This window comes from Tropicibacter sp. Alg240-R139 (assembly GCF_900537075.1).
GTDB lineage: Bacteria > Pseudomonadota > Alphaproteobacteria > Rhodobacterales > Rhodobacteraceae > Falsiruegeria.
In genome coordinates, this window is sequence record NZ_UNRA01000002.1 from 88,172 (window position 1) to 106,579 (window position 18,408).

Genomic DNA, 18,408 nt, shown 5'->3' on the forward strand with positions numbered 1-18,408 from the left:
GCTTTCATGAGTGCAAAGATCAGACTGTATGTAGAGCACCCTTTGGGGGATGGGCAATCGGTTCCTTTGGATCGTGATCAGGCGCATTACCTCTTTGGCGTGATGCGCCTGGCGGCGGGCGGGCAGGTGCTGCTGTTCAACGGTCGCGATGGCGAATGGTTGGCCGATGTCGTGCAGGCCGGGAAACGCGCCGGGCTTCTAACGTGTGTCGAACAGACCAAGCCGTTGCAAATGCCGCCCGACCTGTGGTTGCTCTTTGCGCCGATCAAAAAGGCGCGCACCGACTTCATCGTTGAAAAGGCAGCAGAAATGGGCGCTGCGCGGATCGTGCCGGTTCAGACCGAATTCACCAATTCCGAGCGTATCCGACAGGACCGCTTGCAAGCCCATGCAGTCGAGGCCACTGAGCAATGCGGCGGTACTTACGTTCCCGAAGTGGCCGAGCTACAGAAACTTGACCGCTTGTTGGATCTCTGGCCCGAAGGCCGCCAGTTGATGTTCTGCGACGAGGCAGAGGTAAGCGCGGCAAAACGTCTGGCCGCCAACACGCCGGGTCAACCCTGGGCCATCCTGATCGGCCCCGAGGGCGGGTTCTCGGACCGAGAACGCGCGCGCCTTGCGTCGCTGTCCTTTACTCATGTCGTCAGCCTTGGCCCCCGCATCCTGCGCGCCGACACGGCGGCCGTGGCGGCGATGACTGTCTGGCAGCAGGCTTTGGGGGATTGGGAGTAAGCGGTGAACGAGAGTTTTGAAATCAGGGGAGACGAACTGAATGACTTCTTGGCTTTCTTGACTGACCTTGAAGCGAGGCCACGCCCTGAGATTGAAAGAGTACTGGCGTTGCGAGAAAAGCCATCTCTCAGAGACTACCAAGATTTGGAAGATTGGCACAAAGCGTCGGAGCAGTTTGTGCTAACTCACTCAGGCGCCGCTTTCCGAAAGCTAACGGAGAAGTACGGCGACAACTTTGCTAAGAAATTCAAAAATAACTTAGCCCTCAATTGTGAATATGTGGCGTTGGCGATCGAAGATCAGGAACTATATGGAACTTGGCCTGCACCCGGGTTTGCCAAACGAATTGGGATAATTTTGCGACGAGCAAAAATGCATGATCTTAGCCGACAGTTCGAACTTGCGCACAATGACTTGGTTGTTGAGTGGCGCGCCGAACCTACCAAAGGAGGCATGCAATGAGTTTCATCCGTCCCGAAGCTAAAGCCGTCCTTTGGCGCTGGCGCGAAGTCATCGCGGCTGGCCTGTTGGCCTTTGTCGGATCAACCTGGGTTGTTGGTCCAGGCGGATTGCTGGGTGGATTGGGCTGGATCGCGATGGCCGTCAGCCTTGGTCTTGCAGTCGTTGGCTTTCAGCGCGCGCGTTTTCGCACGGGTAGCGGTGGACCAGGGGTGGTCCTCGTAGACGAGGCACAGATTACCTACTACGGGCCACTGACCGGTGGTGTCGTCGCCACAGACGCCATCGAACGGCTGGCGCTGGACCCAACCGCAAAGCCTGCGCATTGGGTTTTGGAGCAACCCGGTCAACCGCCGTTGCACGTGCCGGTCAATGCCGAAGGGGCCGAGGCGTTGTTTGATGTCTTTGCTACCCTTCCAGGCTTGCGGACCGAGCGCATGCTGACAGAGTTGAGCGGCAAGGGCGTTCACCCGGTCGTGATCTGGGAACGTCGCTCGATGCGACCGCCCGAGCTCAGGCTGCATTGACAGTCCGGCAATTTCGTCTCACTGCTGACGAACAGACATAGCTAATCTAGGATCGGGAGCGCGTCTCATGTCCATTCCTCAGTCCGGCGGTGGGCCGATCGAACGCCATGAACAACTGGCCGAATATCTGGCCGATGGGTGTAAACCCAAGGATCAATGGCGGATCGGGACCGAGCATGAAAAGTTCGGTTATTGCAAGGATACGCTGAAACCTCTGCCGTATGAGGGCAAGCGTTCGATTCTCGCCGTGCTCGAAGGTTTGCGCGATGGCCACGGCTGGGCGCCTTTGGAAGAGGGCGGCAAGCTGATCGGTTTGGAAAAAGACGGCGCCAATGTGTCGCTGGAACCGGGCGGGCAACTGGAGCTGTCGGGCGCTCCGCTCGAGTCGATCCACGAAACCTGTGACGAGGTGAATCAACACCTGCGCGACGTCAAGGACATAGCCGACAAGATCGGTGTTGGTTTTATCGGTCTGGGCTCGGCCCCGATCTGGAGCCACGAAGACATGCCGTTGATGCCCAAGGGTCGGTACAAGCTGATGGACGGCTACATGCAAAAGGTCGGCACGATGGGGCGGGTGATGATGCGCCGCACCTGCACCGTGCAGGTGAACCTGGACTTCGCGACCGAGGCCGACATGGTGCAGAAACTGCGTGTGGCTTTGGCATTGCAGCCGGTGGCCAACGCCTTGTTTGCGAACTCACCCTTTCTTGACGGCAAGCCCAACGGCGTGAAATCGACCCGTGGTCTGGTCTGGCGTCACCTTGATGATGCGCGCACCGGGATGCTTCCGTTTGTGTTTCACGAGGGGTTCGGCTTTGAAGCCTGGGTGCAATACGCCCTCGATGTGCCGATGTACTTCGTTTACCGCGATGGTAAATACATTGACGCGTTGGGCATGTCGTTCCGCGACTTCCTTGAGGGTAAGTTGCCCGCGTTGCCGGGGGAAACTCCGACGCTCAGCGATTGGGCTGACCACCTGACCACCGCCTTCCCTGAGGCGCGGATCAAGAAGTTCATGGAAATGCGCGGCGCAGATGGCGGCCCCTGGCGTCGCCTGTGCGCGCTGCCTGCATTCTGGGTTGGGTTGATGTATGATCAATCTTCGCTTGATGCGGCGTGGGATCTGGTCAAAGGGTGGGATGCCGAAACGCGCGAAGCCTTGCGGGTTGCCGCGTCCGAACAGGCGCTGCAGGCGCAGGTCGGTGACATCAACATGCACGAACTTGCCCGCGAGATTGTCGCGATTTCCGAGGCTGGCCTGAAAGCACGCGCCAAACCTGGCGCCGGCGGCATGGTCCCGGACGAGACCCATTTCCTGAACGCGCTCAAGGACAGTATCGAGACCGGCAAGACCCCGGCTGACGAGCTACTTGATCGCTACAATGGCGACTGGAACGGTGATCTGACCAAGATCTACGACGAGTTTGCCTATTGAACCAAAGTATCGCTTCGGTTGAGAGCGAAAGCGCTTAGCGGACTGCGGTGCAAAAGCCCGTGGCCCACGCTGCAACGTCTCACTCGGCGGCTGACGGAAACCGGCGGGCAGCGGAGCGACGAAGAATTGGCACAGGCCCGGGCCGATGGTTTCGACACTGCGCTATTGGTGGCAATCGTTGCCGAAATTGCGCAGTGTCACTTTACCAATAGTTTCAATCGCCTGGCACAGACCGATCTAGGCTCTCATGTTCCCGCTTGGCCGTGACGCTTGCATCCAGCCACGGGACAACTGGTTGACGGGTGTCGGCATAACCTGGCACTTGCGAATCCAATCGCTTGGCCAGTTCTGGCAAGCGACTGACTGGCACCTTGGGAAACAGGTGATGTTCACGGTGGTAGAACATCAGATAGGCAACCCGCGCCAACAGGCCGCGCTGGCTGCGTCCCGCCAATCCGCTGCGTGCGGTGCCTTGATGCGTGATCCAGACCGCGAAGAAGGCGGCCATGCATTGCGCAACGGCCATCGCGGCCAGGTGCAACAGCAGAAAAGTCAGGCCAGAGGTAAGAACTGCCAAGACAACAAGCGCCACGACCGACCCGTCGATGATCAGCCGTCGGCGCCACTTGGGTCCCCCATTGGTCCAGGCCGCCCGAGCCAAGTCGACAGGAAAGCGCGGACCATAAAACAGAACTTCGAGCGCGCGCATTTCGCCGCATTTCCCCTCGTGATCCTTGGGGCCCATGGCATGGCGATGGTGCTGCATGTGGCTCCATGCGACCGAGCAGTTGCAGCCGCACATGGCCCCACTCAGAATATGCAGAATTAGAATATCCCATCGCCGCGACAGGCCCAGATTACCATGGATCGCCTCGTGGTTCAGACGTAAGGCGCAGAGAAAATACATAAAGCTGCCAATTGCGCCCAGTGGCCAAAAGGCCGAGGCATAGAGCCACCACGACAGCGCCAGCCAGGGCAAAGGTAAGGTGAGTTCAATCAAGGTCTGACCACTGCTGGCCGGGTTCAGGTCGCTCCAGTTCACGCCTTTGGGTGGGGTCTCTTTGATACGGGCATCAGACATAGCGTTCGCTCCTTTGCTTTTGACGGTGAAGGATGAGCAAAGCAGCGACGCAGCCCCAAAGCGGGGCAAAAATGCCGCCCACGCCCAAAAAGATAATCAAAAAGGCGCTGACGCCGTCGAGGCCCGACGCGTTGAATACGACGAACGGCATGCCGACTAAGAGCGAGTTCGCACTAAGCGCCAACAGGGCAATCATGGCCGGATTGGGAGAGTGGTGGGCGAGGTAAAGACGCAACACCCACCCACCGACCATGTTGAATTGGATGAATCCGAAAGGAATTGCGAAGAAGGCCAAGAAAGAGGCTGACCCAAAGAACTCGATGGTGCTTACCAAGAATACCGGGGCGGCGTGGATCCATTCGATGACTACGGCAAGCAAAAGGTTGAAACACAAAAGAGCCAATAGCACGGACAGTGAGACGAAAGGGGCAGCGACCAGGCCGAGCCCAATGTCTGAATTCAATTCAGTTTTGTTAGTTATTTCTGTTATTTGTGAGATCTCTAGGCAAATTTTTTTGACTACGACCCCTTTGGCAAGAATCGCGTGAGTTTTGAGCCGAGTTTCAAAACGGCCAGATGCACGCTGCGAGGCAGGCGGGAAAAATCAGTATACCAATCGTCGAACATCTGCATCACGCGCAAGGTTTCTGCCATGCGGGTTTTGACGACGTCGGGCGTACCATCGACGGCGGCCTCTTTTTCCACGTCTTTCAGGGCCGCCAGAGTCGGGGCGAACTCTCGCTCGCGGCGGCCTTGGATCACGGTATCGACCAGATCGAACATGTCCCGGACAGAGGTGAAGTGATCGCGCCGGTCGCCCAGCTGGCGGCTGGATTTCACCAGTTTCCAACCTTGCAGTTCTTTCAACCCGTTCGACACATTCGATCGCGCCAGATCGAGCGTTTCGCAAATCTCTTCGGCGGTCATTGGTTCGGGTGCAATGTGCAGCAAAGCATGGATTTGCGCGACCGAGCGATTGACGCCCCATCTTGATCCCATCTCACCCCAGTGAAGGACAAAGTTCTGCATGGCCGGGGTCAGGTTCATCGCGCGACTCGCTTGCAATTTCAGTAATAACAGAAATAACTGACATGTGTGGCGCGGGCAAGAAAAAACCGGCAACGCGCTGCGCTGCCGGTTTCGTGGTAGATCAGATTACTGAGTTTGCAGTTCTTCGGGGGTCTTGTCTTCTATGTCGGTCCATTTGGTGTCGGCCGATACGATGAAACCCGGAACGTCTTCCTGCCAACGTTCCTGAATCTGTGCGGACAGGTTCAGGTACAGCGTGTCGTCAACGATTTTCCAATAGTTCGGGTCGCCGTCGAACTTGAAGCCCATCGCGGTGCCAAAGGCGCAGAATCCACCATAGGCCGGGGCATAGGCTTCGGGGTTCGCTTCAAACGCAAATTTGTTTTCCTCAGACGAGAACCAATAGGTGGCATCGTTGTAGACCGAGGTGAGGCGATAATCGCCCTTGGTCGGCTCGCCTACGGTGAAATAGGCCACCGGGTCAAACCCTTGCAGGGCCAGGCCGGTGTTGCTTGCATTAACGTCAACACCAGCTGCCAAAGTTGCGCCGGCCAGAGTTACCGACAGGGCGATGCCGCTGATCAGGGATTTTACTTTGTTCATGTTGCTTTCCTCACTGGTTCAGACCCTTCTGCCAAATGCGGTCAAGGTGCTGAAATTTCGATGTTGGATGACGTGTAATTCCGTCACGACACCGACATGGGACAGGCGCCAATCACGTTCAAAGCAACTCAATTTGATTGTGCGGAGGCGAAAACTGACTGTGCAAAAATGTGGGTTTACAGATCGGTAAAGTCACTTTTCCGCACTGAGATCAACCAGAAAAGCGATGACTTTTTGTTCGGGCATTTCGCAGGGCTTCAACAGTGGACCCCGCCGCAGATCATAGACATTCAGGCTGATGTAATCTGTGCCGCCCAGTTCGGTCGCGACCAGTTTGGTAGATCGCCCGCCTGCGAAACAGGTTTTGGATACCATGTAGCCACGCCCGTCCGAGATACCCCTTGTTGTGCCCTCGGGCCAATCCGCTAGACGGCGCAACGCTTCGGCCAGGGCGCTCAGGTCTTTTGTCCGATCCGGGGTTCTGTCCCTGCCTTGATCCGCGCGATGTTGGCGCGGTGACGCCAATAGACCAGCAGTGTCAGCAGCACGCCCAGCAACAGCGCAGTGCCGTGTCCGAACAAGATGGCCCAGACCGTCGAGCTGGCTGCGGCAACAAGGGCTGCAAGGGACGAAATACGGGTGATGGCGGCAGCCGCCAACCACGTCAGGCAGCAGGCGATGCCGACTGGCCAGGCCAAGGCTAGCCAGAGACCTAGAAAGGTTGCGACCCCCTTGCCACCCTTGAACGCAAGCCAGATGGGGTAGCAGTGACCGACAAATACGGCAAGGGCGGCCACTTGCACTGCGTCTTCACCAGCCATCGCGCGGGCAAGCAAAACGGCAACCACGCCTTTACCGCCATCAAACAGCAATGTCAGGGCGGCGGCGGTCTTGTTGCCGGTGCGCAAAACGTTTGTGGCCCCGATGTTGCCCGAACCGATGTCACGCAGGTTTCCCAGACCCATCACACGCGCCCAGATCATGCCAAAGGGGATGGACCCCAGGCCGTAACCGATTGCGGCCCACAGGAGTAGGCCCGCCAAGGGGGTATCAATAGGGGGCATCAGTTCCTCCGAAAGACTTCGTGACCACCAACAAAGGTTGCCAGCACCCTACCTTGCATCCGCTGGCCGTCAAACGGCGTGTTCTGCGATTTCGACAACAGCGTCGTGCGGTCCAGCACAAAGGGCACATCGGGGTCGAACAGTACCAGATCGGCAGGCGCGCCGACGCTCAATCGACCTGCGTCCAATCCCAGCCGTTTGGCCGGGTTCAGGGACATCGCCCGGAACAATGTCGGCAGGTCCAGATATTCGGCGTGCACCAGTCGCAGCGCGGCCGGCAGGAAGGTTTCCAAAGCAACGGCACCGGCTGCGGCTTCTTCAAACGGCAGGCGTTTGCTTTCTTCGTCCTGTGGCGTGTGCATCGAACTGATGGTGTCGATTAGGCCCGTGCGCACAGCCTCGACCACCGCCAAACGGTCATCCTCGGAGCGCAGCGGCGGCTTGACCTTGAAGAAGGTGCGATAGTCGGCGACGTCCAGCTCGTTCAGTGTCAAGTGGTGGACCGACGTTCCGGCGGTGATGTCCAACCCATTGAGCTTGGCGCGTTCCAGCGCGGGCAGGGCACGGGCAGTGGTGATCTGGTCGGCGTGATACTTGGCGCCGGTCATTTCCAGCAAAGCGATGTCGCGGTCCAGTCCCATCCGTTCAGCCATGGGCGAGACCGAGGGTAGACCATAAAGTGCGGAAAACTTGCCACTGGTGGCAGCAGCGCCCTTGCTCAGGATCGGTTCTTGCGGATGCGCCATGACCAAGGCACCACACGAGCGGGCATAAGTCAGCGCGCGGGTAAAGACCTTGGTGTCGCTGATCACGTGATCGCAATCGGTAAAGGCCACGGCACCTGCATCCTGCAGGAACCCGATCTCGGTCATCTCGCGCCCTTCGCGACCCTTGGTCAGAGCAGCCATGGGCAGCACGTTCACCGGCGTGTCCGCCTGGGCGCGGCGGGTCACAAACTCCAACGTCTCGGGGGTGTCAATAGCGGGCGTCGTGTCGGGGCGCGTGACCATGGTTGTTACGCCGCCCGCTGCGGCTGCACGGCCTGCGGATTTATAGCTTTCTTTGTGCCGCTCGCCCGGCTCGCAAACCTTGACGCCAATGTCGATAATACCGGGGGCCAGACACTTGCCGCCACAATCCACGGTTTCGGTATCCGATTGCTGCGCTGCCCCTTCACCTGTTGCCATGATCCGCCCGTCGGTTACATGTAGCCAGCCAATCGTGTCGCTGCCGCCTTCGGGATCAATCAGACGTGCGTTGGTAAAGAGTGTGTCGCTCATGGAATGGCCCTTTCGATGGCGGCCTTGGTGGCCGCTGGGTCGGCTTGGTATTTTATCAGGTGTTTGTCGCCGGGCTTGGTCACGACCTGAACGTAGCTGCCCATGATGTTGACCTTATCTATAATGCTCAGTGCCACGCGGCGTGGACCAGGGCCGACCAGGTCATCGCCCTCGATGGTCCAGACAAAGTTCAATTCTTCAGAGGCCAAGTACCAGCCGCGCAAGACAATGGCGGCCAGACCTGCCGGGGCGCCGGTCCAGGCATAGGGGTTGCCCATCAGCCACAACACAAGCATCGCGCCAGCCATGGCTGCGGCGGCCATCCAGGTGTGGCTGCGGATATAGGCGCTGCGGTTGGCGGGAAATTCGGTCATAGCAGCACCTTGAGCAGAACAAGCGTGATCACAAGAGAAAGCCCAACCAGAATGGTCAGGGCCAATTGTCGCGTCCGTCGTCCCTCGGCCGTGCCAGCGGGCTGTTTCGCGGAGTAGGGGGCTGCGCTGGACGTTTGGATCGGCTCGGCTGACCAATCCGTACCGTCTTCGGTGTAGATGCCGATCAAGTTGAAACCATCACCCGGAGCAAGCTCGGCCTCGTTCCCACAAAATGCTTTGCTGCGCATGAGCAGAACCCAACCTTTGATTGCGTCCAGCGCGAGCTTGTCCAATTGCGCAGGGTCAACACCGCAACCTTCAGACAGGTAGCCAAAAAGCCCCAAGTCTTCCAAGTCTGTGACAGGAAATACTTTGACCTGTTCGTCATCCAGCGGCGCGATTTTCAACACCTGCGCCACAGCGCCTGGTTCTTGCAGAAATCGGGCCTGCTCGGGGTGCATATCCAGCGCAAACAGGCGCAGAATGCGTTGTTCACCCTTGCGGATATGCAGCGGGTTGCTCATGCGGCGGTGGTCAGGTTGCGGGCCAGCAGCTCCATCGCGGCCATGCGGACGGCGACGCCCATCTCGACCTGCTCTTGGATGACCGAGCGGTTGATGTCGTCGGCTAGAGTGCCGTCAATCTCGACGCCCCGGTTCATTGGGCCGGGGTGCATGACGATGGCGTCGGGTTTGGCGAGGCTGAGTTTCTCGACGTCCAGCCCGTAGCGATGATAATACTCGCGCTCTGACGGAATGAATCCCCCGTCCATCCGCTCGCGTTGAAGGCGCAGCATCATGACCACGTCGACGTCCTTTAGACCCTCGCGCATGTCGTCATAGATCTCGGCGCCGAACTCGGCGAATTGACCGGGGACCAGTGTCGGGGGCCCGATCAGGCGAATGCGGTTTTCCATCTTGCCCAGCAGGAAAAGGTTCGAGCGCGCAACGCGCGAATGTGCAACATCCCCACAGATCGCGATGTTCAATCGATGCAGACGCCCCTTGGCGCGGCGGATCGTCAATGCATCCAGCAGGGCCTGCGTCGGGTGTTCGTGCTTGCCATCGCCCGCGTTCAACACGGCGCAGTTCACCTTTTGCGCCAACAGGTCCACTGCGCCCGAATGCGGGTGCCGCACCACCAGCAGATCGGGGTGCATCGCGTTCAGCGTCATCGCCGTATCGATCAGTGTCTCGCCCTTTTTGATCGAGCTGGCCTGCATCGCCATGTTCATCACATCCGCACCCAGGCGCTTGCCGGCAATCTCGAAACTCGCCTGCGTGCGGGTCGAGTTCTCAAAGAACATGTTGATTTGCGTTAGCCCCGCCAGCACATCGGCGTGTTTGCTCGATTGCCGGTTCAGATCCACGTAAGTCTCGGCCAGATCCAAGATCGCGGTGATGTCACTTTGGGAAAGCTGTTCGATGCCAAGAAGGTGACGGTGCGCAAAACTCATGGGCTGGACTCCGGTCTGACATTTTCAGCGCTTATAGAAAGGTCGCTCGGTCGGGGCAATACGCAAGCGGGCGCTATTGAGACGCACATCCGCCCTCTGGCAAGCACTGTTCGCCGGGCTTACACCATTTGCCAAAGCCGCAGTCGATTGCATTGATCGGGACGCATCCGCGGGCCTTGGAGCATTTGAAACCGGGGCGGCATTCGGATTCCGTGTCCTCGCACTGATACCAACCCGGCGAAGAACATCCGCCACCCGGCAAACAGCCCGTTGTGGGATCGGCGCCCGGAACTTTGAGCTGTTCCTGATCCGTGTTTCTACGGCAGTCGCCACTCGCGGTGCAGGTCGTTCCTGGTGGGCAGATCTTACCGTTGCCACATTGGCTTGATCCATGGGCCGAACAACTCAATCCGCCATTGACGCAAAGTTGCCCGCGGGGGCAGGACCGGCCACCGCCGCAATAGGTGCCGCCAAGTGGGACGCAATGCCCGTCCCAGCTGCAGGTGCTGCCGACACGACAGCAATTGCGAAAACCGCATTGTTGTGTGCCGACGGGGCATTCTGACCGGGTGCCCCCCAATGGATTGCCCAACTGAGCTTGGGCCGCAGTGCCAAAGAAAATAGCCAGACAGAGGAACAGAAACCGCAACATCGCAGCGATGGTCGGACAACGATCAATCGGTGACAAGTGGTAATCCGCTTTCCCCTGCCGCTGGGCAGGGTAGAGTGTGCGCTATGGAATCGGCATTGGACTATCACACGGCGCGGACCCTGCTGGAATGGCAGGTAGAACTGGGCGTGTCCGAAACCATCGGGGACAGCCCGGTGGACCGATATAGCTTGCCAGATAAAGCGACCAAACCGAAGAAAGCCAAAGCAGAGCAGATCGTACCTGCAAAACCCAGGGACGTTGACCCGGTCGACATTGCGCGCCGCGCGGCCAAGGCGGTGACGTCACTGGAACACCTACAAGCGGCGATGGCGGCGTTTGAACTTTGCGAGCTTAAGAAAGGCGCGCGCAACCTGGTGTTTGCCGACGGCAACCCCGAGGCGCGTGTGATGATCATCGGCGAAGCTCCGGGTCGGGATGAGGACCGCGAAGGTCGGCCATTTGTTGGTCGCGCGGGCCAATTGTTGGACCGAATGCTGGAGGCCATCGACCTTAGCCGCGAAAGCTCGGTCTACGTCACCAATGTGTTGCCTTGGCGCCCGCCGCAGAATCGCGATCCGCGGCCTGATGAAATTGGCATGTTGAAACCGTTTCTGGAACGGCATGTGGAACTGGTGAAGCCTGAAGTCTTGGTACTTATGGGCAATATCAGCTGTCAGGCGGTGCTGGCAAAACGCGGCATTACTCGACTACGGGGTAAATGGGATACGGCTCTGAACCTGCCCGCGATACCCATGTTCCATCCTGCCTATTTGCTGCGTCAACCGCAGGCCAAGCGTCAAGCCTGGGCTGATCTGCTGGAACTAAAGGCTAAGCTGATGGGCAGCTGAGTCGAGACTACCGAAAGGCCCTTAAATGTCGCGCATCGACGAAACCACGGATTTCATCGCCACCCGGATTGCAGTGCTCACTGTATCGGACAGCCGTTCGCTAGAGGATGATCGGTCCGGTCAGGTGCTGGTTGATAGGATCGGCCAGGCTGGTCACGTACTGGCAGATCGCAAAATCTTGCGCGATGAACGGGCCGAGATCGCTGATCAGTTGCGGGCCTGGGTGGCGGACTCTGAAATTGATGTCGTAATCTCGACCGGTGGGACGGGCCTGACCGGGCGGGATGTGACGGTCGAAGCGCACCGGGATGTCTATGAAAAGGAAATCGACGCTTTCGGGACGGTATTCACCATCGTGTCCATGCAAAAGATCGGCACGTCTGCAGTGCAATCGCGCGCCACGGGTGGGGTCGCCGGGGGCACCTATCTGTTTGCGCTGCCCGGCAGTCCGGGGGCCTGTAAGGACGCTTGGGACGAGATCCTGGTCAAACAACTGGATTACCGTCATCGCCCCTGCAACTTTGTCGAGATTTTTCCACGATTGGACGAACATCAGCGACGGAAGTAGACTAGAACCCCGTTACACCCGGGATAACTGCCTTGTGGCTTGGCAATGCCGTTGGCGTTGCTAGATTATGGGTATGACAGCAACAAGCGACCGAGACAGGGTAAACTAGATGCGTTTTCTGCGACAAAGCCTGGTTGGGGTATTTCTGGCGTCAATGACGCTGGCGCTTTTGCTTTATGCCGGACAGTTGGTGATGGGCGCGGTGCAAAGCCGCTTGACCAATGAGAAAAAGCCACCACAGGCCCGAGAACGCGTGTTTGCCGTCAACGTGCAGCGGGCCGAGTTTGGAACTGTCGTGCCCGAGCTGGAGGCTTTTGGTCAGGTGCAAAGTCGTCGCACGCTGGAACTGCGCGCAGCCTCTGCTGGTCGCGTGGTTGAACTGGCCGAAAATGTCGAAGAAGGCGGTGTTGTCCACGCGGGGGAGGTGTTGATCCGTATCGACCCGGCCGACGCGCAATCGGCGTTGGACCGGACAGAATCGGATTTGCTGGATGCTCAGGCCGAAGAGCGTGACGCTGAACGAACTCTGGATCTGGCGCGCAATGAATTGCAGGCTGCCAAGGATCAATCAGAACTGAGGGATCGCGCACTGAAGCGACAACAGGATCTGGCTGAGCGTGGCGTGGGCACCGCAGCCGCCGTAGAAACAGCCGAGCTCGCAGCGGCCTCGGCCCGGCAAGCGGTTCTGGCCCGGCGCATTGCCGAGGCACAGGCCGAAGCGCGGGTGGATCAGACCATCACGCGACTGGCGCGCGCGCAGATCGCACTGGACGCAGCCAAGCGGGACTTGACTGAAACCACCATCAAGGCCCGGTTCGACGGCACCCTGTCCGGGGTGCATCTTGTCGAGGGGCGGCTTGTATCGGCAAACGAAAAACTGGCCGAGCTTGTAGACCCCAAGGCGTTAGAGGTGGCGTTTCGTGTCTCGACGACACAATATGCGCGGTTGTTGGATGATGATGGTCGTTTGATCAATGCCACGGTGATCGCCTCTCTGGATGCCGCCGGATCGAACCTGCTCGCGCGGGGAACGATCAGCCGTGACAGCGCAGCTGCGGGAGAAGGGCAGTCGGGTCGTTTGATTTTTGCTCGGCTGGACGCGGCCCTTGGGTTCAAACCTGGGGATTTTGTGACCGTGTCCGTCGAAGAACCTCCGTTGGATGGGGTCGCGCGCCTGCCGGCCTCGTCTTATGCAGCGGATCGTACTGTGTTAGTTGTTGGAGCCGACGACAGATTGGAAACGCTTAAAGTGCAACTGGTTCGGCGTCAGGGTGATCATGTGCTCTTGCGTGGCGAAGGTCTGGAAGGACGCGAAGTGGTTGTCGGGCGTACGCCGCTTTTGGGCGCCGGTATCCGGGTCCGCCCGCTGCGCGAGGAGGCCGAGGCAGAACCGGCTGCATCAATGCTGGAACTGACAGACGAGCGCCGTGCCAAGCTGGTGGCCTTTGTCGAGAACAACCAGCGCATGCCGAACGAGATGAAGGAGCGCGTCTTGGCGCGATTGGCCGAAGCCAAGGTGCCTGTCGCCTTGGTGCAACGGATCGAAGCCCGGATGGGGGGGTAATCCGTCATGGCCCGCGAGATCCCCGAAGTCGCCAGCGGACTGTTCAGCTATTTCACCCGCCACCGCACGGCGGCCAACTTACTGTTGGTCGTGCTGCTGGTGCTGGGGGCCGCTGCCATGCCCAATATGCGGGCGCAGTTTTTTCCCGATGTGATTGTCGAGAACGTCAATGTGGATGTCACGTGGGAGGGCGCAGGCCCTGAAGACGTCGACAGCGCCATTGTTCAGGTTCTGGAACCGACGATGTTGGCGGTGGATGGTGTTGAAAGCACAACATCGACGTCGCGCGAAGGGCGCGCCTCGCTGAGGCTGGAGTTTGAGCCGGGCTGGGAAATGGCCCGCGCCCAGGACGATGTGCAATCTGCTGTCGATGCGATCACAACCCTGCCCGATGATGCAGAAGACCCGACCGTGCGCCGGGGCGCTTGGCGCGACCGAGTGACAGATGTGGTCATCACCGGGCCAATTGATCCCAGTCAATTGGGGCTGTTCACTGATGAATTTGTGGTGCGCCTGTTCGAGGTCGGTGTGACCCGCACCACGATCCGGGGCGTTGCGGCACCGCGTACGATTGTCGAGGTGCCATCGGCTCAGCTGATCTCGAACGACGTCAGCATGACCGACATTGCATCGGCCATCTCGGCTGAGGTGGACGCGGACCCTGCAGGCGACGTGGCCGGGGCCAATGCGCGGGTGCGCACCGGGGTGGCCAAACGCACGCCCGAGGACATCGAGGGGATCGTGCTGCGGTCTAATGCGGACGGTTCGAAGTTGACGATCGGAGACGTTGCCACGATCCGGGTCGAAGGCGTGAACCGCATCCGCAGTTATTTCGTTGATGAACACCCGGCCATGTCGATCCGCATCGACCGCTCGGACGGGGGGGACGCAATCCGCATTCAACGCATTGTCGAAGATGTGGTGGACGAGATGCAGCTGAGCCTGCCGCAGGGTGTTACGATCGAGCTGATCAGAACCCGCGCCGAGGCTATCACCGGGCGTTTGAACATTCTGGTCGACAACGGGTTGATGGGGCTTGGCCTTGTGGTCTTGCTGCTCTTCCTGTTCCTCAACGCGCGTATCGCGTTTTGGGTGGCCGCGGGTATCCCTGCGGCCATGTTTGCCGCGATTGCGCTGATGTACATTGGTGGCCTGACCATCAACATGGTCTCACTTTTTGGTCTGATCATCACTCTGGGGATTGTGGTGGACGATGCCATTGTCGTCGGAGAGCATGCGGATTTCAGGGCGCGGCGGCTAGGCGAACATCCAGTTGTCGCCTCGGAACGCGCTGCGCGGCGAATGGCGATGCCGGTATTTGCGGCAACCCTGACCACAATCATTGCCTTTTTCGGGCTCACGGTTGTCGGTGGACGCTTTGGCGAGTTGATCCGCGATATTCCTTTCACTGTGATTGCCGTTCTGGCAGCCTCGCTTGTTGAATGCTTCCTGATCCTGCCCAACCACATGAGCCACGCGATCGCGCATTCGGCCAAGGAACATTGGTACGACATGCCCAACCGGGTGGTGAACCGAGGTTTTCGCTGGGTGCGCGATCACCTGTTCCGCCCATTAATGGCCTGGGTTGTCTGGGCACGCTATGTGGTGCTGGCGGGCGCGGTGGTTATTCTGGCCAGCCAAATCGCCTTGTTCATTCAGGGCGACGTCAAATGGCGATTCTTCAACGCACCTGAACGGGGCTCGGTCACCGGTAACTTTGCTATGGTCGAAGGGGCTACGCGGGCTGACACTTTGGAAATGATGCGCGAAATGCAGCGCGCGACCGAGGAGTTGGGCAAGCAGTACGAAGAACGTTATGGCCGCAATCCGCTGGACTATGTCCTGGCCGAAATTGGTGGCAATGCAGGGCGGGGTCTGTCGGGTGTCGATACCAAAGACAAGGACCTGCTGGGCGGCATCTCGATCGAATTGATTGATGCAGACCTACGGCCCTATTCCAGCTTTGCATTTGTGGGCGAGCTACAGGATTTCGTAACCCGGCTTCCGCTGGTCGAAACGGTCAGCTTCCGGGGCTGGCGTTCAGGCCCGGGTGGCGATGCACTGGACGTGCAGTTTTACGGTGCCGAGGTTACAACGCTGAAAAAGGCGTCCGAGGATTTGCAAACTGCATTGCTGCGCTATCCCGAAGTGTCGGCGGTTGAGGATAACCTGGCCTATGACAAGGAAGAGGTGGTGCTGGACCTGACCGCGCAGGGGCAGGCTCTTGGCTTTACCATCGAAACGCTGGGTCGGGCGCTTAGATCCCGCTTGAACGGGATCGAGGCGGCGACCTATCCCGACGGCCCCCGCAGCGCCGAGATTCGCGTGGAACTGCCCGAAGGCGAGCTGACCGCTGATTTCCTGGAGCGTACTTTGATGCGTACCCCACAAGGCGTCTATGTGCCGCTGGCCGACATCGTGAGCGTTGATCAGCGCACCGGCTTTTCAACCGTGCGCCGCGAGAATGGCGTGCGGCAGGTGTCAGTGACGGGCGACATTTCCGAGGATGATCCGGCGCGTGCCGAAGAGATCAACCGAGCGCTAAGTGAAGAGATTCTGCCAAAGATCGCCAGCGAACGTCAGGTCGAATGGCGCATGTCAGGGCTCAGCGAGCAGGAGGACGAATTCTTGAACGACGCCCGCACCGGCCTGATACTGTGTCTGACAGGCATCTATCTGGTGTTGGCTTGGGTCTTTGCCAGCTGGACGCGGCCCTTGGTGGTCATGGCGATCATTCCCTTTGGCCTAGTTGGCACGATCTGGGGCCACTACCTGTGGGAAGTGCCACTGAGCATGTTCACCGTGGTGGGCCTGCTGGGCATGACGGGGATCATCATCAATGACTCGATTGTTCTGGTCACGACCATTGATGAGTACGCGCAGGAACGAGGGCTGACGCCGTCGATCATTGATGGGGCCGCTGACCGTTTGCGCCCGGTGATGCTGACCACATTGACCACCGTGTTGGGGCTCGCTCCGCTGATGTACGAGCAATCGCAACAGGCGCAGTTCCTAAAACCTACTGTGATCACGTTGGTTTATGGCCTAGGGTTTGGCATGTTCCTTGTCTTGCTTGTGGTTCCGGCCCTGGTTGCTATTCAGCGCGATGTCTCTCGTCCGCTGACTGCGATGCGCCGTGCGATGCGGGGCCCAGATCGCCGAGTGCGCGGTGTGGTTTATCTGGCGTGGACCGCGATGCTGGCTTGGCTGGGCACAACAATGGTTTGGCCACTGTTTAACGGCGTGCTGCCACCTCAACTCAGTGCAATCGCACCTGTGTTAACTGGATTCTCCGTCCTGCAGGCCGGAATGGTGCTGTTTTTCTTGGGGGCTTTGATCATCATGATTGTCGCCATGATTTTGGGCCTTGTGATCCTTGCGCGTGGGTCTACATCGCGCGCTTAAGCGCCAAATCCAAAAGGTCGGCAACACGCGCGCTCATTGGTAGGTCGCCTGCCTGAACCACCTCAAAGGGCACCCATTTCACGTCGGCAATTTCGTCCACCACGCGCGGGGTGCCTTCGACAAAAGAACACAGCACGCCTACAAGCAGGTAATGCGTAACGGTCTGACCCGTCTTGTCTTGCCGGATAAGATCATAGTTCGTTAGGTACTCCACCGGATCAGCGATGACGCTGGTTTCCTCGCGCAGCTCACGGGTGGCGGCAGTCAACGCGGTTTCACCCCATTCGACGTGACCACCGGGAAAACCCCACAATCCAGCATCAGGCTGTTTCTTGCGTTGCGCCAACAAAACATGGCCGTCTCGGATGACGACGGCCAAAGCGCCCAGTTTGGGGATTGGTGAGGTCATGCGCTAGCCCGGCGTGCAACCCTGGATGTCGACACTATGCGCCCCACCCAGAACTGTTAGGCGAATCTCGGACCGATCAATCGCAAAGGCATTGCCGCCGTCGCTGATCAGCTCGGCGGTTGAGGTTAGAACATTTCCCTCGCGCCGCGTTTGTGACTCGGACGCCCAAAGCGATGGGTCGCCCGGTTCGATGATCATCATCTCGGACCCGCCGGTCGACGGCAGGCGCACTTTGGCCTCGATCTTCATCCCGTCCTTGGTGGGGGACAGGCGGCACGTAGCGGATTTCACGCCTGCCTCGCGTGCCGAATAGGGTTGGGCGGCAAGGGCCGCTGCAATTGCCGGGTTCCGACCTGCAGTCGCGTTTAGATCGTGGTTGAACTTCAGCTGACCGGGAACGCAGATGTCACTGCACACACCAAACAACATCTGCCCTTTCAATTGCACCGGTTTGCCGGCGCGCTTTGGCGTAATCTCGACCGGCAGGATCAACTGGTTTTCATAACCGATGGTGCGCAGCCCGTTCTGATCAAAGACCTTGGGCGAGGGCCAGGTGAACGATACCTCTCCCACGTTGCGCGATCCGCGCCAATCGAACTGTGGCGGGATGCCTGCATCACCAGGCGCGCGCCAATAGGTTTTCCACCCATCGGCCAGGGTCATCTTGATCGCTCCAATATATGTGCCGCGTTCAGTTTGGCCGCCGTCCAGAATTTCCAGCTGAACAATGTCATCCAACCCACCAACCTGGGCGGAAGAGAGAGAAGGAACAGTCAGGCAAGCGGCCAAGGCAACAAATTTAAGCATGTCTACTAGATGCTCTCTTCAACGCTGAAATCCAAGTCACGTTCGGGTTAGCCAGGAAAATTTCCCCTGTTTGTGACCTGGGGTCTTGCGCCCTCGCTGGGGCGTGTCCATT

General features: G+C 59.0%; 20 protein-coding genes. 8 read left to right on the forward strand and 12 right to left on the reverse strand.

The features are described 5' to 3' along the window. Positions 1-6: 6 nt before the first annotated feature. From G6R15_RS08050 to G6R15_RS08065, 4 genes are all read left to right on the forward strand, one after another. Complete coding sequence (locus tag G6R15_RS08050) at positions 7-732, forward strand: 16S rRNA (uracil(1498)-N(3))-methyltransferase (protein ID WP_164659359.1); 726 nt, start codon at positions 7-9, stop codon at positions 730-732. 3 nt (positions 733-735) lie between these two features. Continuing rightward, positions 736-1,194 carry a hypothetical protein gene (locus tag G6R15_RS08055; RefSeq protein WP_164659360.1) on the forward strand — a complete coding sequence of 153 codons (459 nt, stop codon included), beginning with the start codon at positions 736-738 and terminating at the stop codon, positions 1,192-1,194. Further along, positions 1,191-1,718 carry a hypothetical protein gene (locus G6R15_RS08060; RefSeq protein WP_164659361.1) on the forward strand — a complete coding sequence of 176 codons (528 nt, stop codon included), beginning with the start codon at positions 1,191-1,193 and terminating at the stop codon, positions 1,716-1,718. The genes G6R15_RS08055 and G6R15_RS08060 overlap by 4 nt, the downstream gene beginning before the upstream one ends. A 67-nt stretch (positions 1,719-1,785) precedes the next feature. Next, complete coding sequence (locus tag G6R15_RS08065; protein ID WP_164659362.1) at positions 1,786-3,156, forward strand: glutamate--cysteine ligase; 1,371 nt, start codon at positions 1,786-1,788, stop codon at positions 3,154-3,156. 214 nt (positions 3,157-3,370) lie between these two features. Here G6R15_RS08065 and G6R15_RS08070 read toward each other — a convergent pair whose 3' ends face one another. The 10 genes from G6R15_RS08070 to G6R15_RS08115 form a co-directional block, all read right to left on the reverse strand. Next, positions 3,371-4,237 carry a fatty acid desaturase gene (locus G6R15_RS08070; protein ID WP_164659363.1) on the reverse strand — a complete coding sequence of 289 codons (867 nt, stop codon included), beginning with the start codon at positions 4,235-4,237 and terminating at the stop codon, positions 3,371-3,373. After that, on the reverse strand, positions 4,230-4,700 hold the full coding sequence (locus tag G6R15_RS08075) for a hypothetical protein (protein WP_164659364.1): 471 nt from the start codon (positions 4,698-4,700) through the stop codon (positions 4,230-4,232). The genes G6R15_RS08070 and G6R15_RS08075 overlap by 8 nt, the downstream gene beginning before the upstream one ends. Positions 4,701-4,756: 56 nt before the next feature. After that, positions 4,757-5,284, reverse strand: a complete 528-nt coding sequence (locus tag G6R15_RS08080) for a GbsR/MarR family transcriptional regulator (protein ID WP_240336704.1) — start codon at positions 5,282-5,284, stop codon at positions 4,757-4,759. 108 nt (positions 5,285-5,392) lie between these two features. Continuing rightward, positions 5,393-5,869 carry a YHS domain-containing (seleno)protein gene (locus tag G6R15_RS08085; RefSeq protein ID WP_164659365.1) on the reverse strand — a complete coding sequence of 159 codons (477 nt, stop codon included), beginning with the start codon at positions 5,867-5,869 and terminating at the stop codon, positions 5,393-5,395. 192 nt (positions 5,870-6,061) lie between these two features. Next, positions 6,062-6,307: a hypothetical protein gene (locus tag G6R15_RS08090; RefSeq protein ID WP_164659366.1), complete on the reverse strand. Its 246-nt coding sequence runs from the start codon at positions 6,305-6,307 to the stop codon at positions 6,062-6,064. 17 nt (positions 6,308-6,324) lie between these two features. Continuing rightward, complete coding sequence (gene plsY, locus G6R15_RS08095; RefSeq protein WP_164659367.1) at positions 6,325-6,933, reverse strand: glycerol-3-phosphate 1-O-acyltransferase PlsY; 609 nt, start codon at positions 6,931-6,933, stop codon at positions 6,325-6,327. Next, positions 6,933-8,213, reverse strand: coding sequence for a dihydroorotase (gene pyrC, locus G6R15_RS08100; RefSeq protein ID WP_164659368.1), 1,281 nt, complete (start codon positions 8,211-8,213; stop codon positions 6,933-6,935). Before pyrC ends, plsY begins: the two co-directional genes overlap by 1 nt. Then, positions 8,210-8,587, reverse strand: a complete 378-nt coding sequence (locus tag G6R15_RS08105) for a hypothetical protein (protein ID WP_164659369.1) — start codon at positions 8,585-8,587, stop codon at positions 8,210-8,212. Before G6R15_RS08105 ends, pyrC begins: the two co-directional genes overlap by 4 nt. Then, positions 8,584-9,111: a hypothetical protein gene (locus G6R15_RS08110; protein ID WP_164659370.1), complete on the reverse strand. Its 528-nt coding sequence runs from the start codon at positions 9,109-9,111 to the stop codon at positions 8,584-8,586. Before G6R15_RS08110 ends, G6R15_RS08105 begins: the two co-directional genes overlap by 4 nt. Next, positions 9,108-10,043, reverse strand: a complete 936-nt coding sequence (locus G6R15_RS08115; RefSeq protein WP_164659371.1) for an aspartate carbamoyltransferase catalytic subunit — start codon at positions 10,041-10,043, stop codon at positions 9,108-9,110. The genes G6R15_RS08110 and G6R15_RS08115 overlap by 4 nt, the downstream gene beginning before the upstream one ends. Positions 10,044-10,778: 735 nt before the next feature. Here G6R15_RS08115 and G6R15_RS08120 point away from each other — a divergent pair. The 4 genes from G6R15_RS08120 (at position 10,779) to G6R15_RS08135 (ending at position 17,080) form a co-directional block, all read left to right on the forward strand. Further along, positions 10,779-11,543: a uracil-DNA glycosylase family protein gene (locus G6R15_RS08120; protein WP_164659372.1), complete on the forward strand. Its 765-nt coding sequence runs from the start codon at positions 10,779-10,781 to the stop codon at positions 11,541-11,543. Between the two features lie 25 nt (positions 11,544-11,568). Next, on the forward strand, positions 11,569-12,111 hold the full coding sequence (moaB, locus tag G6R15_RS08125) for a molybdenum cofactor biosynthesis protein B (protein WP_164659373.1): 543 nt from the start codon (positions 11,569-11,571) through the stop codon (positions 12,109-12,111). A 109-nt stretch (positions 12,112-12,220) separates the two neighbouring features. Continuing rightward, a complete protein-coding gene (locus G6R15_RS08130; RefSeq protein ID WP_164659374.1) occupies positions 12,221-13,675 on the forward strand; it encodes an efflux RND transporter periplasmic adaptor subunit in 1,455 nt (484 codons plus the stop codon). Positions 13,676-13,681: 6 nt separating this feature from the next. Further along, the gene (locus G6R15_RS08135) at positions 13,682-17,080 is read left to right on the forward strand and encodes an efflux RND transporter permease subunit (RefSeq protein ID WP_164659375.1); all 3,399 of its coding nucleotides are present in this window, start codon (positions 13,682-13,684) and stop codon (positions 17,078-17,080) included. On the opposite strand, the gene G6R15_RS08140 is transcribed toward G6R15_RS08135, so the two are convergent. Continuing rightward, a complete protein-coding gene (locus G6R15_RS08140) occupies positions 17,064-17,489 on the reverse strand; it encodes an NUDIX hydrolase (protein WP_164659376.1) in 426 nt (141 codons plus the stop codon). The two genes, G6R15_RS08135 and G6R15_RS08140, sit on opposite strands and share 17 nt — an antisense overlap. Before the next feature lie 3 nt (positions 17,490-17,492). Next, on the reverse strand, positions 17,493-18,296 hold the full coding sequence (locus tag G6R15_RS08145; protein ID WP_164659377.1) for a protein-disulfide reductase DsbD domain-containing protein: 804 nt from the start codon (positions 18,294-18,296) through the stop codon (positions 17,493-17,495). Positions 18,297-18,408: the final 112 nt, after the last annotated feature.

Coding starts and splice junctions, on each gene's coding strand:
- G6R15_RS08105 (WP_164659369.1), bottom strand. CDS start 8,587: ATGACCGAATTTCCCGCCAACCGCAGCGCCTATATCCGCAGCCACACC.
- G6R15_RS08085 (WP_164659365.1), bottom strand. CDS start 5,869: ATGAACAAAGTAAAATCCCTGATCAGCGGCATCGCCCTGTCGGTAACT.
- G6R15_RS08140 (WP_164659376.1), bottom strand. CDS start 17,489: ATGACCTCACCAATCCCCAAACTGGGCGCTTTGGCCGTCGTCATCCGA.
- pyrC (WP_164659368.1), bottom strand. CDS start 8,213: ATGAGCGACACACTCTTTACCAACGCACGTCTGATTGATCCCGAAGGC.
- G6R15_RS08130 (WP_164659374.1), top strand. CDS start 12,221: ATGCGTTTTCTGCGACAAAGCCTGGTTGGGGTATTTCTGGCGTCAATG.
- G6R15_RS08080 (WP_240336704.1), bottom strand. CDS start 5,284: ATGAACCTGACCCCGGCCATGCAGAACTTTGTCCTTCACTGGGGTGAG.
- G6R15_RS08145 (WP_164659377.1), bottom strand. CDS start 18,296: ATGCTTAAATTTGTTGCCTTGGCCGCTTGCCTGACTGTTCCTTCTCTC.
- G6R15_RS08110 (WP_164659370.1), bottom strand. CDS start 9,111: ATGAGCAACCCGCTGCATATCCGCAAGGGTGAACAACGCATTCTGCGC.
- G6R15_RS08060 (WP_164659361.1), top strand. CDS start 1,191: ATGAGTTTCATCCGTCCCGAAGCTAAAGCCGTCCTTTGGCGCTGGCGC.
- G6R15_RS08050 (WP_164659359.1), top strand. CDS start 7: ATGAGTGCAAAGATCAGACTGTATGTAGAGCACCCTTTGGGGGATGGG.
- plsY (WP_164659367.1), bottom strand. CDS start 6,933: ATGCCCCCTATTGATACCCCCTTGGCGGGCCTACTCCTGTGGGCCGCA.
- G6R15_RS08070 (WP_164659363.1), bottom strand. CDS start 4,237: ATGTCTGATGCCCGTATCAAAGAGACCCCACCCAAAGGCGTGAACTGG.
- G6R15_RS08115 (WP_164659371.1), bottom strand. CDS start 10,043: ATGAGTTTTGCGCACCGTCACCTTCTTGGCATCGAACAGCTTTCCCAA.
- G6R15_RS08135 (WP_164659375.1), top strand. CDS start 13,682: ATGGCCCGCGAGATCCCCGAAGTCGCCAGCGGACTGTTCAGCTATTTC.
- G6R15_RS08120 (WP_164659372.1), top strand. CDS start 10,779: ATGGAATCGGCATTGGACTATCACACGGCGCGGACCCTGCTGGAATGG.
- G6R15_RS08065 (WP_164659362.1), top strand. CDS start 1,786: ATGTCCATTCCTCAGTCCGGCGGTGGGCCGATCGAACGCCATGAACAA.
- moaB (WP_164659373.1), top strand. CDS start 11,569: ATGTCGCGCATCGACGAAACCACGGATTTCATCGCCACCCGGATTGCA.